Source organism: Microcystis sp. MC19, from assembly GCF_003019735.1.
Lineage (GTDB): Bacteria > Cyanobacteriota > Cyanobacteriia > Cyanobacteriales > Microcystaceae > Microcystis.
Genome location: NZ_CP020664.1, coordinates 3110410 through 3124322 on the forward strand (window position 1 = coordinate 3110410; position 13913 = coordinate 3124322).

General features: G+C 39.5%; 6 protein-coding genes. 5 read left to right on the top strand and 1 reads right to left on the bottom strand.

Going from position 1 to position 13913, the window contains the following annotated elements; genetic code table 11:
- Window positions 1-380 precede the first annotated feature (380 nt).
- Window positions 381-6518, top strand: a complete 6138-nt coding sequence (locus B5D77_RS15885) for a translocation/assembly module TamB domain-containing protein (protein WP_106909178.1) — start codon at window positions 381-383, stop codon at window positions 6516-6518.
- A gap of 122 nt (window positions 6519-6640) precedes the next feature.
- The gene (locus B5D77_RS15890; RefSeq protein ID WP_008206368.1) at window positions 6641-7156 is read left to right on the top strand and encodes a GNAT family N-acetyltransferase; all 516 of its coding nucleotides are present in this window, start codon (window positions 6641-6643) and stop codon (window positions 7154-7156) included.
- A 1-nt stretch (window position 7157) separates the two neighbouring features.
- Here B5D77_RS15890 and B5D77_RS15895 read toward each other — a convergent pair whose 3' ends face one another.
- Window positions 7158-10151 carry a plasmid replication protein, CyRepA1 family gene (locus B5D77_RS15895; RefSeq protein WP_106909179.1) on the bottom strand — a complete coding sequence of 998 codons (2994 nt, stop codon included), beginning with the start codon at window positions 10149-10151 and terminating at the stop codon, window positions 7158-7160.
- 456 nt (window positions 10152-10607) lie between these two features.
- On the opposite strand from B5D77_RS15895, the gene B5D77_RS15900 reads away from it, so the two are divergent.
- The 3 genes from B5D77_RS15900 to B5D77_RS15910 are packed head-to-tail and all read left to right on the top strand — an operon-like array spanning window position 10608 to window position 13891.
- Window positions 10608-12920 carry a ribonucleoside-diphosphate reductase subunit alpha gene (locus B5D77_RS15900; RefSeq protein WP_008206357.1) on the top strand — a complete coding sequence of 771 codons (2313 nt, stop codon included), beginning with the start codon at window positions 10608-10610 and terminating at the stop codon, window positions 12918-12920.
- Between the two features lie 38 nt (window positions 12921-12958).
- Window positions 12959-13435: a DUF29 domain-containing protein gene (locus B5D77_RS15905; protein ID WP_008206356.1), complete on the top strand. Its 477-nt coding sequence runs from the start codon at window positions 12959-12961 to the stop codon at window positions 13433-13435.
- Window positions 13436-13438: 3 nt separating this feature from the next.
- The gene (locus B5D77_RS15910; RefSeq protein WP_008206355.1) at window positions 13439-13891 is read left to right on the top strand and encodes a DUF29 domain-containing protein; all 453 of its coding nucleotides are present in this window, start codon (window positions 13439-13441) and stop codon (window positions 13889-13891) included.
- Window positions 13892-13913 lie beyond the last annotated feature (22 nt).

The following is a 13913-nucleotide window of genomic DNA, read 5'->3' on the forward strand; positions in this document are numbered from 1 at the left end:
TTGTTGTTCCAGACTGCGCCGGATTCTTGTCTGTCTGCACAAGTTTTCTCTCAATCTTCAATTTCCGAACCTATTTATCCTGACAATATTCTGCTTGAACTGGTGGGGGGATCAATATTGATTCGGTTGGCTGTTGAAACTGGCGAGATTTTGGCGGATTGTCGAAAATTTTAGCCAGCCATTCGAGTCTTAGGTTAAGATGGGGGGAGAGGCTTTTAATTGGCCGCAGCCCTTGACTTCCTCACAGGATTTAAGCCCAATAATTGCCTAAAAAATGGCAATTAATCGATTTGAGGCTATCAGTGCCGCGGTGAATTATCATAGTTCATTAGCTCTGGTGAGCCATTGCCCTTTCTTTGGTGTGTGTGAGGTCAACAATTATGAGTAACTCCCCTGGCGATCCTTCTCCTCGTCCTCATTTTTTTCTGAGTATTGGTCGATTTTTACGCCGGCCTTCTACTTTAATTGTCGGGGGAATTACTCTCCTGGGAATTACTTCCCTTGGCTATTTTACGACTCGTTATTTAGTTTATGAACGTCTCACCCCAATTTTAGATAATATCTTCAGTGAAATGCTGCATAGACCCGTCAGGGTAGGTAAGATAGAGGGCTTTTATTTTAATCGCATTCGTATCGGTAAATCGGCAATTCCAGCTACGGCCAATTCTGCCGATAGTTTATCTATTGATGCGATCGAATTGGCATTAAATCCGCTGCCCTTACTTTTAGGTCTGCCGCTACCAGTTGATCTGAAGTTAATTAATCCCAGTATTTATCTCGATCAGGATGAAAATGGTCAATGGCTCGATAATTTAGCTCAAATATCTAGTAACTTAGACCGGGAGACCCCCATCAGGTTAAATCTGGGTTTTCAGGTGGAGAAGGGAGATATTACTATTCAACCCTATGCCCTGAAAAAACCGATAGAAATTAAGGCCGATGGTCAGGGAAGATTTATCGATAATCAAGAGCAACCTCTCAGCTACGATTTGAGCGCAGAAATCCTCAAAAGTCAAGTAAAAATTCAAGGAAAAACGGCGTTAAAAACGGGCGAAAGTCAAACTAATCTTCAAATAGACCGTTTAAACTTAAGTGAACTATTAACTTTAATTCCCGACCGCAATTTCCAATTAAATCGGGGACAAGTAAATGCTAATATTGCTCTCAATATTCCCAGTTGGGCAAAGCTAAATCAAACGGAAGGTAATGGCAATTTTCAGGTGACAGATGTAGCGGGAAAATTCCAACCCTTCCAGTATCCAATTAAGCTAACAACTAAGTTAAATTTACAGGGAGATAAAGTATTAGTTGAACAGGCGATTGCAAGTATTGGCAAGATTAAAACTGAGGTGAAGGGAGAAGTAAATTGGCAAACCGGTTATCATCTCAAGGTCGCTCTAGAATCGGTAGATTTACAACAACTTTTAAGAATTATTTATCTGCAATCACCTCTAGATTTACGGGGAGAAGCACGCTCTACTTTTCAAGTGACGGGAAAACTAGATCAACCTCTAATTAAAGGAACCGTTAGCAACAGCAAACCGATTATTTTTGAGCAAATTCCTATTCAATCAATAACCAGTAATTTTCAAACAAATCTCAATCGTCTTAGTTTAGATAAAATTAAAATTAAACCCGTCGCAGGTGGAGAAATTAAAGGGGAAGGAAAATTGCAGTTAAATATTCTGCAATCCCTGCAAAAAAATCAACCTCTTGACGGGACAAAAATGCCGATTAATTTGAATTTACAAGCCAATTTTCCCACGAGAAAAATATTATCTCAATTGGCAACAATTCCCGCTCAAATTAATATAGGCGATCTGCAAGCTAATATTAAAGCTAGAGGTAGTTTGGGACTGCCGCAATTATTAATGAATTGGCAAATACCCAGGGTTAATCGGTCAGGATTAATCAATGTTGCTGGGGAGGGCAAAGTATTTTTAGGGGGCAACAAAATAAATGTAACCGATACGATCATTAAAACAAATGGCGGCAGACTACAGGTTAATGGTAATGGTGATTTTACCAGCAAATTAGTCCAGGCAAAAATCACGGGCAATAACTTTTTATTGACTCCTTTTCTGCCTATCGTTTGTCAATATGTAGATAGTATTTGCCCCTACCTAGAAACCTTAGAACCCTTAAATTTAGAGAGAGCTAATATTCAATTTAGTGGCAAAATTGACCAACTTAATGTTAATACTTTAAACGGAATTGCTAACTTAGGAATTAGCGGTAAACAAGGCACGATTTTCGTCAATAGTCAAGTATTGCAAGGAAATCTTCAGGCTAAAGCTTTCTTAGCGGGATTGCCGATTAATTCCCTATTGCCTAACTTACCAACTCAGGTTAAATTACTGCGATCACAGATTAATTTACAAGGTTATTTAGGGGAATTACTAAATAATAAAAATAATATTTTCACCAGTTGGCAAGGTGACGGTAATATGCAGTTATTAGTAGATAATAATCCCTTAACTGCCACAGCTAAACTGAATCGAGGTTTCCTGACAGGAACAGTCAACACTGGGGGAATTAGTCTCAATCCTCTAGTGGAAAATTTAACAGTTCCCGTCAGTTTAGGCAGGGCAAAAATTAACTTTGCTGGTAGAATAAATTCTCTGATTAGCGGTACTTTAACGGATTTACAAACTTGGCGCGGACAAGGGGATATACAGTTATTTGTCAATAGTCAATCTCTAAGAACGACAGCACAACTAGAACAAGGTATTTTAAGTGGTATAGTTAATACGGCTGGCATTAACTTAAATCCATTTTTACCCAATATAAATATTCCTGTTAGTCTAGGAAAAACCCAAGTCAATTTCACTGGTGCAATCAATAATTTACTAGCGGGAAAAATCCCTAATTTGTCCACCGTCAACATTAGAGGCAATGCTCGCTTATTAGTAGATAATAATCCGATTAATACGGCTATTCAATTAAACAAAGGGATTTTTAATATTTTCGGTAGCTTAGAGCGTTTTCAGACTAATATTCCCCTAGCTTTGAATATTGATCAAACCAATTTTCAAGCAACTGGAAATGCCCAAACTATTTTCGACTCCCTGCTAGAAAAACGACTCAACTTAAGCAGTATTAAAGCAGTTTTTAACTCTCGTATTAATGTGGCTAAAGGAGAAATTAAAGCTAAGGCACAACTGAATAATAATTTATGGCAAAGTGATATTATTGCCGCTAATCTTAATCCCGCTGCCGTACTAGGACAATTACCAGGAATAAAATCAATCTCGATTCCTCACTTAGATTTTAAGGCCAATTTAGCGGGAAACATTCAAGAAATTTGGCAGGGAGTAACACCGATTCAGGTTAATAATCTTTCGGCACAGTGGGGAGAAAATAGCTTTGATGTGCGCGGAAATATTCTTTTAGCTAATCTTACCAGTCAACCTGATATCGCTGAGGTTAACTTAAATCTGCGGGCAGCAACTGACCTTGCTACTGTACCCTTAGCTGAGATTATATCGCTTTTACCGATCAATCCTCGTTTGAAACCAAGAGAATCGACTCTAGCTGGGATTGGACAATTTCAAGGACAAATCACGGCAAAAAATCTCCTAACTGCTTGGCAAAAAGTGGGGAATATAAAAATCAAAGGAGATATAAATTTAGCTAACTTTAGCATTAATGAGCGACTCTTTGAACCTGTCTTACAAGGCAGTATGCAAGCAGGAATCGGTCAAAATATTAGTTTAAATCTGCGGGGAAATCAGGACATTATTGACCTAACTTTCGATCCGTGTCAACAAAATAATTGTCTGCTGCCCTATCTTCCCTTAGGGATAAATATTCGCCAAGCTTTTGGGAATAAAACTCCCTTTCTAGCAACAGCTAAACGAAACGGAGAAAATTTAAATGTTCAGATTGCCGATTTTCCCCTAGAAATCTTGAAAATATCTCCCGCGGCAGCCTACAATGTTCCGGGGATGATTGCCGGACAGGTGAATGCTAATCTAGACATCAATTTATTTAACTTACAGGGAAAGGGACAACTAGAGATTAATCAACCTAGTTTAGGTAACTTAATCGGGGAAAAATTAACGGCAGAGTTAATTTATCGGGATTCCATAGTTCAACTGCAAGCGGGGAGTTTACAAGCGGGTGCAAGTCAATATAATCTGCAAGGTTTATTTAATTTGCAAACTCAAGCAATAGAAGCTAAACTCAGGGTAGATCAAGGTTATATTCAAGATTTATTATCAGTTGCTAGTATCTATGATTTAACCAGTTTAATCACCCTTTTCTCCTCCGAGGATAACCAGGCTATTCAACTTAGTCCCCTAGGAGTAGGTAATCCCGAAGCTTCCCTAGCACAACAGGTAAATTTGCGGGCAAAAATTGAAGAAATAATCCAGCAATTAGCACGGGAAAGAGGGGTGGTCGGGATACCTTCCGAACTAGATTTTCGCGGCCGTTATCAAGCGAATATAGCCTTAACTGGGACTTTAAAAAATCCCGATCTTAGCTTACAATTTCAGGGCAATAGATGGGAATGGCGACCCCAAAGACCGACAGTAAATATTGTTAACCCTCTCGGAATTGTCACCACTGATACCCAATTAATTCCGATTGATGAAGTAACAATTAATCTTAACTTAAATCGTCAGTTGCTCAGGATAGAACCGATTAGATTAAAATCACGAGATTCTTCCGTATTTTTAGCGGGTGATTTTTCCCTAAAAAAAGTAGAGGGAAGTTTTTCCGTGGAAAATCTTTCTCTCGATCTCTTGAGAAATTTTATCCAGTTTCCCTTGGATGTATCCGGTAGTCTAAAAACTCAAGGACAAATTGCAGGAACCTTATTAAATCCTCGTATTCAGGGTAATTTTGCCTTTATTGACGGTGCAATTAATGCCCAAAATATTAATCAGGATATAATTGGTTTATTTACCTATAATCAGTATCGTTTTGATTTGCGGACAACCTCCTCCGAATCAATCCAAATCTATGCCAGCATTCCCTATCCTCCCTTACCGGGTAATGATCAATTAAAAATCCAAGCAAAATTGGGAACCGATGCAATCAAATTAATTGAAGCTATCAGTCAAAACGCCATCGAATGGGTTAACGGTGAGGGAGAGGTAGTTCTTTCAGCGACGGGAAGATTAGATATAAAAGAGGGTTTAAAAATCAAAGATTTAGAAGCAAATGGTATAGTTACTCTCGATAATGCCGCTATCCGCAGTGTTGCTTTTCCAGAGATTTTAACCGTAAATGGCCGCATTGGTTTAACCCCTGAAAGCTTAACAGTACAGGAATTACAAGGCTCGATCGCTGACAGACAAATTTCTGTGGTGGGAGTTTTACCTTTCTTTCAAGCCATCACAAATAATCCTAATCCCTTAACAGTTAATATTCAAGAGGGAGATATAGCAATTAATGGTCTTTATCGGGGATTAATTGCTGGGAATGCCATGGTAACGGGAACAATTCAGCAGCCAATTATCGGGGGGAATGTGCGTCTTTCTAGGGGGAAAGTTTTTCTTCCTCGCACCGCAGAAATTAACCAAGAAACCGATAAACCAGTGAGTCGCTGGCTGCAGCCTCTCAACATTCCTCAGACGACAAATATTACTCCAGTTTTAAATAATTTCCAAGTGTCCTTAGCGGGATTATCCATCGAACAAGAACCTTTGTATCAATTTGATTTTAGTGGTGCTTTAACCTTGAACGGTTCGCTCACTTCACTGGAGAAATTACAAACCAATGGAGTGATTAATCTCGAGCGAGGACGGGTTAGTTACATCGATACTCGTTTTCTTCTTAACCGACGCAATCAAAATGTTATTGTTTTCGATTCTAGTCGCGGGTTGGGACTTTTTAATCCCTTTGTTGATATTCAACTGCGAACAATTCTCAGCGAATTTTCTCAATCTCGCGATTTTGCTATCTCCCGTCCGGGGGGGGATTTTCCTAGCAATGAAATTCCCGATGATAGCCTCAATCGCATTCAAAGGATCGATGTCACCCTCAGCGTTGAAGGGGAATTAAACCGCTTGCTACCAAATTTAGGACGTAATATCAATGAAGTGTGCCAAATTCGTCCCGATAGTCCCCCTTTTCCCCTAGAGGAAAACTATACAGATACAGAATTACAAAAAGCTGCTAATTGTCTGCAAGCCGTAGCTTTTGCTGGGGGTGAAGATGAGGGATTGCTTAATACTCCTCTAGTTAAATTAACCAGCACTCCCCCCCGCAGCCAAGGGGAAATCGTGCGACTTTTGGGGGAACAATTGCTGTCAGTTTTTAATGGTTTACAGGGGAAAAATACAGAACAATTAATTCAATTTGGAGTGGTTCAGTTAGCGATTCCCCTCTTGGCCCAAGGAGTCGTGTATGATGTGGAGAATGCGGTTAGTAATGCGATCGGGGCAACGGATTTTAATATTCTTCCCAATTTGGAAACCGTCTATCGAGTCAATTCCCAGTCTTTTATCCGCTTTTCCTACGATTACAATTTGAATGAGTTTACCGTCCGCTATCAAACTCAATTTTAAAGTAATATGCCTGGATAAAGCGGCAAAATTGGATTATACTTGATCCTGAGAATCAACACGATAGATAGATAGATAGATAGAAAATAAGCAATATTATTTTTTTCCTTTTTACTTGACCTTCCATGATTATTCGCGAGGCTAAAGAGACAGATTTACTAACAATTATCGAGATCTATAATGCTGCTGTTCCCACTCGCAAGGCAACCGCAGATTTAAAGCCTATTTCCCTCGAAAGTCGGCGAGAATGGTTTAAAAAGCACGATCCTGAACAGTATCCCATCTGGGTAATAGCACTCGAAGGTCGGGTGGTGGGCTGGCTGAGTTTACAGATGTTTTATGGTCGTGTCGCTTACCAAAAAACCGCAGAGGTTAGTTTATACATTGCCTCCGATTATCAAGGTCGTGGAATCGGTAAATTATTAGTAGAATATGCCTTGGAGCGCTGTCCCAAACTGGGTATATCTAATCTTATCTGTATTATTTTTGCCCACAATCAAGCCAGTATTCGTCTCTTTGAAAAATTCGGCTTTCAACGATGGGGTTATTTACCTCAAATCGCCGATCTAGAAGATTTTCTGGCTGATGTGGTCATTTTAGGCAAAAAAATCGCTGAAATAGGCAATTCTCCCCATAGCTAGACTATAATTCTAGACTTAATTGAATATAAGCATTTTCCGGTTCGCCTAGAGATGGTTTCTGGGGGAGAGAAAAGAGATAGTCTTCATACCAAATCTCAGAACTTCCCGCACATTTTTCATCTCTAAACAACCATTGCTGAAACACTTGTTCTCTACCATCCTGGGGGGCAACAATCTGATAAACTTTTAGAGATTTTTTAGCAATTCTCTGGCTGCCCTTGCTGGTTAATTCATAACCTAACAAGTTTAAACAATTACGAATAATCGTCAGAGGACGGGAAGTATCAGAGAGATTAATCTTGGTGATAGTTTTAATCTCGTTGCGGTTTTTAATGGCGATGGCGGCCATTTTTTGTAAATCGGCATCATGATTATTTAATTCTCTTTCAGGATTAGCTAATAATACGGCAATTCCTAACACTTCTAACGTCCCGATAATCACTCCTAATTGACTACCATTAAAATCGGGAATAAATAAACTTCCGTGACCTGATTCTATCAGTTTACGCGCAATTAAAGCATCTCGATCACACAAAAATTGTCGCCCAATTGTCAAAAAGTAATGTAAGCGTAGTTCTTGATACCATCCCCGATCATCTTTAATCACTAATTGCGGAGTGACGGGAATTCCATAGCGTTTGTATAGGTCATATTTCCTGAGAATTCGCCTTTCTTTCACTGACTTAATTAACTGTTTTTTTAGCCAACGATATTCTGATTCCGTGATCTCGGCTGCGCTGGCAATGGACTCGCATTCAGAACGATAATTATGTTCCCTAATTTCCTCAATTGCTGCCGTTAACTGATTAGTTGTTTCTATTTCTTCTTCCTGATTCCGTTCTTTAATTCTATGACCTTCTGCTTGTAAAATTCCTAGAATTGACTGACGATAGTTAAGCATATAAGCATTGACTCGCACGGCCATTTTAGCCCAGCAGAGGAGAGATTCCGCTTGAAAACTTGTATCTAAATCCTCCAGAGATTCTAAATCTGATTGGTGTAGTAAGCGAATATTCACCTCGGTTAATCGGTGTCCAGAGGTGAGAAGTTTGGGGATAGAAGTGGAACCATTGCCCACCTGATTAAATCCGTAGGCTGCTGACCAAATATAACGAGGAATATTCTCTCTAATTCTCCCTAAAAATTGAGCGATAGAGGTGGGAGTCTGAATCCCCTGTGCTAAACACCAAACTGAGGTAAAGTGTTGCTGAATATCAATACTAATTCCCGTTTCGATCGCAGGACTAGCTAGAACTATATCATAGTTAATTAACAACTGATTTAAATTGCCAATCGCCTGATAAGCAGCGTGACTAGAATCCTGCAATGACTCTGAATCTATCCGCAGAATTTTCTTTTGAGGAAATTGCTTTTTTAGATAGGATTCTAGGGTAATTGTTCCCCATTTGCTGGTTAATTTTTGTGCTGATAGACAAACAAAGGGTTTTCCTCCATCTTTAATATGTTTAACTAAATCCTTAACTAGCTGTTGGGGAGTATTATCAGAGTAGTTATAAACTCGCCAAGCTTCCTGATAACTGGGTTTCCACTCGTTATTAATCAAGAAAGTTTCTATTTCAATCGCCGCTAGAGAAGTTAAGTATTCTAGGGAAATATCACTTAAATCAGCATCGGCAACTAGGATTTTTCCCCCACTGCTGACCACAGTTTGCAGCAGGGACTTTAGGGATTTTAAAATTGCCACACGATTAGTTTTACAAGTATCCCCATTTAACCCATGCCATAGAACCTGTTCGATCTCATCGATAATAATAATAGCTCCTTGCCAATCTTCCGCTTTAAATTTAGCTTGTGATTGGGGATGGAGAGAGTCAATACATAAACCATAACCGTAAATTTGTGCCGAAGGATTGTCCCTAACTTGACTGATATAGTTTAAACCAAAGCGTTGACACAACTCCTCCACCAGTTTGACTCGATGACCGATAACCAAAACTTTTTGTTGATTGGCAATAGCCTGTTTAACTATCTTGGCTAAAAACTCAGTTTTTCCCGTACCTTTAGCTGATTTAATCGCCATTAACTGCGCTGATGTCGGGATAGACATATCTGGCAAGTAACGGCTATTTAACTCTAGATGAGGTGAGAGGGTTAACCTATTTAAACTCGCTGCCTTCCAAATTTCCCAAGAGGTGGCTTTTTGATAGACTTGTTGAAAGTAGTCTTCTCCTCGATTGATTAGTAAATCATCCACCCCTTTACCGTCAGCAGCATCCCAAGTAACTACCTTTACCTCACAGTTAGCCTGACTGAATAGATAACCCATTCTCTGTAAAGCTAAATTAACCGCTTGTTGGGTTTTTGGTTTAGTTTCTTGATCAAAAACTAGATAAATCTTTCGTCCCGAATTAGCTAATTTTTCTAGCTGCGGAATTAGATGAGATTTGCCGATTCTCCTGCCTAATTCGTTCTTAGGAGTTCGATAACCATTGTGAATTCCAGGTAAGGCAATTGTCACATAACCTGCTGTTAGTAATGCTCCCGCTTTTTTCGCCCCTTCCGTAATACAAATAGGTATCTCTGGATGTTTGATTACCCAAGACCAAAAACCGAGATCCTCTTGCTTATTATCCACTTCTTCAGTTAAAATATTAACACTGATAGACTGGGATATCCTTTGCCAAATTTTCTGGGGAACCCGCAAAGCAAAGACTCCCGTAGGGGTTTGGGGGGGATGTTCGTACTTAATCGGTTTAGCCTTATCGAAGCTTAAACGGGGAAAATCGGGCTTAAAACAGCCCCAAAGGTCATAATTACCCGTTAATAGGTCAATTCCTGAACACCACCAACCGCCTTGACTGGTATGTTCATAACGCTTGAGAATACTATCCCTAACCCTGCCATCATTGCGTCGCGGTAATTCTTGGGAGTAGAGTAGGTATTCACTGGGAGATAGCCCCGCTAAACCGGTGACATTGAGAGCGATTAACTCCGCATCCACCCCGCTATCACGCCATTCTTCTAAATATTTCATCCTTGTCCTCTGCTGGCTAGACGCTATATATAGCGTTTTTGTCCTATTATTCTAGCGGTAAGACACTAAATAGCGAAAAGAGAAATTTTACTCTCTCAGAGGTTCTCCGAGGAAATTTGACTTTTAATCCACTCTTGTCTTAAATTATCGAAAAGTTAAGAACAAATAAAATCTCACCACAACCTCCTCAGCAGTCAGTCTGTTTTTCTATCAAAGAAAAAGCTTTTTGTCAAGCATACAAAAGAACTATTTTTTCTAGGAAAAATCCAGAATTTTTGCCAGAAAATGTCACCTAAAACACTGTTTTGGGGAACAAAATAATCCTCGCTATACCATATATAGAGTGATAGGATTATTTAAGACGCTAGATGTTGTGTTTTCCTAGAAAATCTGATAGAATACTCTAGTACAAATAGATTAATTTGTCAAATTTTTTAACGCCGCAACTTCCTAATTATGCAATCGAAGCCCTTGACTACTGCCGTTTCCATTCACAAAAATAACGAAGTAATACCCTTTCGTTCTACCCCTTTAGCGAATATGGGCAGCCATGCAATTAGAGTGATTCGGCGCGATGGTTCCACCACAAGCTTAAATATCGGCAAAATTCGCGACGTGGTAGAGTGGGCTTGTGAGGGCAAAAAAGTCAATTCTATTGCCTTAGAAGCGGGTTTAACCACACGCCTGCGGGATGGGATTACCACTAGGGAAATACAGGATAATTTAATCAATTGCGCTCTAGAAATGTGTAGTCCCGAGGAACCGGATTGGCGCTATGTGGCGGGAAGATTGCATATTTGGAGTCTTTGGAAAGATACCTTGGTAGTGCGGGGTTATCAGTACGGAAATTACGAGAAAACCGTCAAAACTCAAGTTAAAAATCGCCTGTACGACGAAAGGATTCTCATCTATTCCGAGGCAGAATTAAAAGAAGCCGGTTCTTGGATTAATCCCGATTGGGATATCGATTATGACTACGCTGGGGCCTTGTTAATCACTAGCCGTTATTTACTCAAAAATGAGTTACCCCAAGAGGCATTATTAACCTGTTCCCTACTGCTTGCCATTGTGGAAGAACCGGCTAATAGACTCCCCTGGGCGAAGAAATTTTATCAGGCGATTGCCCAAAGAAAAATCTCTCTTGCCACCCCAATTTTAGCCAATTTACGCACGCCCAAAGGTTCCCTAACCAGTTGTTTTATCCTCTCCATTGACGACAGTTTAGAAAGCATTTTCGGCGAGATTACTAATGCTGCCCGCATCTCAAAAAATGGTGGCGGTGTCGGGGTGAATGTGAGTAGGATTCGCGCCACTGGTAGCTGGGTAATGGGGAAAGCTAATGCTTCCGGTGGGATTATTCCTTGGATTAAGTTACTTAACGATACAGCTATTGCAGTAAATCAGGGGGGAAGACGGGCCGGGGCTGTTACCATCGGTGTTGACATCTGGCATTTAGATGTGCCAGAATTTCTGGAAATGCAGACAGAAAACGGTGATCAAAGACGCAAAGCTTATGATGTTTTTCCCCAATTAGTTATCACCGATGAATTCATGCGTCGGGTGATAAATAAAGCCGAGTGGACATTAGTAGATCCCTACGAAGTTCGCAATAAATTAGGTATAGAATTAGCGGAACTATGGGGGGAAGCATTTGAAGAGGCTTATCGTTTAGTAGAGGCTAATTTAGATAGAGAGATTGTCCTCTATAAAAAAATCAATGCCCGGGACTTATTTAAAAGTATCATGCGTTCCCAAGTGGAAACAGGAATGCCCTACATTGCCTTCAAAGATACCATCAATCGCGCTAATCCTAATAAACACGATGGCTATATCCCCGGTGTAAATTTATGCACGGAGAGTTTCTCGAATGTCACCCCCGATAAAACTGCCCATTGCTGTAATTTAGTTAGCCTTAATTTAGCCAATATCGACGGGGAAGAAATCGAGTCTAATTGTCAAATCGCTGTCAGGATTCTCGACAATACTATCGATATCACTAATCCTCCCTTTGATAATGCTAAAAACCACAACGATAAATATCGCACTATTGGGGTAGGAGCGATGGGATTGGCTGACTGGTTAGCGAAACGGAAGTTATCCTACAATAACCTGTCAGAAATTAGTAATTTATTTGAAGAAATTGGCTATTGGTGTACCTATTCCTCGATGGAATTAGCCAAAGAACGCGGCGCTTATCAAGCTTTCTTGGGTAGCGAATGGAGTCAAGGTAAATTAATCGGTGCCAAACCAGTGGCATGGTTTTTAAATAACGCAGTGCAACCACAAAGATGGCAACAATTAGCCGCAGATATTCAACGATTTGGCATCCGTAACTCCCATATTACCGCCATTGCTCCTAATACCTCCTCTAGTTTGGTACAGGGATGTACCGCTAGTGTTTTGCCGGTTTATAGTCGCTTTTTCTACGATAAATGGGCAAAGGGAACCGTTCCCATCGCGCCACCTTTTATTGAAGAAGCTTTCTGGTTTTATCCGGAGAATAAAAACCTCGAACAGCAGCAAGTGGTGAAAGCGATCGCCACTATGCAAGAATGGATCGATACGGGGATTTCTATGGAGTTATTATTCAACCTCAATGAAGGGGTTTATTTCCCCGCAGAACCTAACCGTTGTCTCACTGCTAAAGATATCTTTGATACTCTAATCATGGCGTGGGAATTGGGGTGTAAAGCGATTTATTATGTCCGCACCGTACAAAAGGACAATTTTCGAGAGTCTGATGATAGTTGTTCTAGTTGCGCTAATTAAGGTTAAGATAAGTCTTATTCATCAATATAATCACAGCTATGGATAAGACTTTATACGAACAGGATTACTATCTCTGGTTAGATAAAACCATATCTTTGCTAGAAAATCGCCAGTTTTCTGAGTTGGATTTAGAAAATTTAATTGATGAAATAAAAGATATGTCCAGAAGAGAACGTCAGAAGTTAGAGAGTTTACTAACTAAACTCTTGGAGCATTTACTTAAATTAACTTATTGGCAATCTAAGCGCGATTACAATAAAAACAAGTGGCGACGTGAGATTTTAAATTTTCGCATTCAAATAAAAAGAATTATTAGCAACAAAAAGGATGGAACTTATAATACAAACTTAGCATCTTACCTCACCGAGATTCTTGAGCCATGTTATGAGGATGCTTGCCATCTATTTGTCGAAGGTTCTGGCATCGATAAAAGACTTTTAAGTGCTACACCTATTGGATCAATCGACCAAATTTTAGATGAAAATTGGTTTCCTGAGTTTCTCGGAGAGGATTAAGCAATGAAGAGTGATTTATACGAAAAAGATTACTATCTCTGGTTAGATAAAACCATATCTTTACTAGAAAATCGTCAATTTTCTGAGTTGGATTTAGAAAATTTAATTGATGAAATTAGTAGTATGGGGAAAAGTGAGAAACGAAGTTTAGAAAGTTATTTAACTCGGTTATTAGAACATTTGCTGAAACTAGCTTACTGGCAGTCGGAATTAGAATATAATCAAAGAGGATGGAAAAATGAAATTAGGAATTTCCGTCGTGCCATAAAAAGAATTATTGCCGATAGTCCTAGTTTACAGCCTTATCTAATTGAAATTTTTAACAACTCTTTTCAAGAAGCTCGTATTTCTTTGATCGAATTATCTGGAATGGCTGAAAATTTGGTCAGTTTAGCTCCAATTTGCACTATAGAACAGGCTTTAAATGAGGATTGGTTTCCTGAAATCTCAAAATAATATTGACAGAGTATAAAAGCAA

Coding starts and splice junctions, on each gene's coding strand:
- B5D77_RS15885 (WP_106909178.1), top strand. CDS start 381: ATGAGTAACTCCCCTGGCGATCCTTCTCCTCGTCCTCATTTTTTTCTG.
- B5D77_RS15890 (WP_008206368.1), top strand. CDS start 6,641: ATGATTATTCGCGAGGCTAAAGAGACAGATTTACTAACAATTATCGAG.
- B5D77_RS15895 (WP_106909179.1), bottom strand. CDS start 10,151: ATGAAATATTTAGAAGAATGGCGTGATAGCGGGGTGGATGCGGAGTTA.
- B5D77_RS15900 (WP_008206357.1), top strand. CDS start 10,608: ATGCAATCGAAGCCCTTGACTACTGCCGTTTCCATTCACAAAAATAAC.
- B5D77_RS15905 (WP_008206356.1), top strand. CDS start 12,959: ATGGATAAGACTTTATACGAACAGGATTACTATCTCTGGTTAGATAAA.
- B5D77_RS15910 (WP_008206355.1), top strand. CDS start 13,439: ATGAAGAGTGATTTATACGAAAAAGATTACTATCTCTGGTTAGATAAA.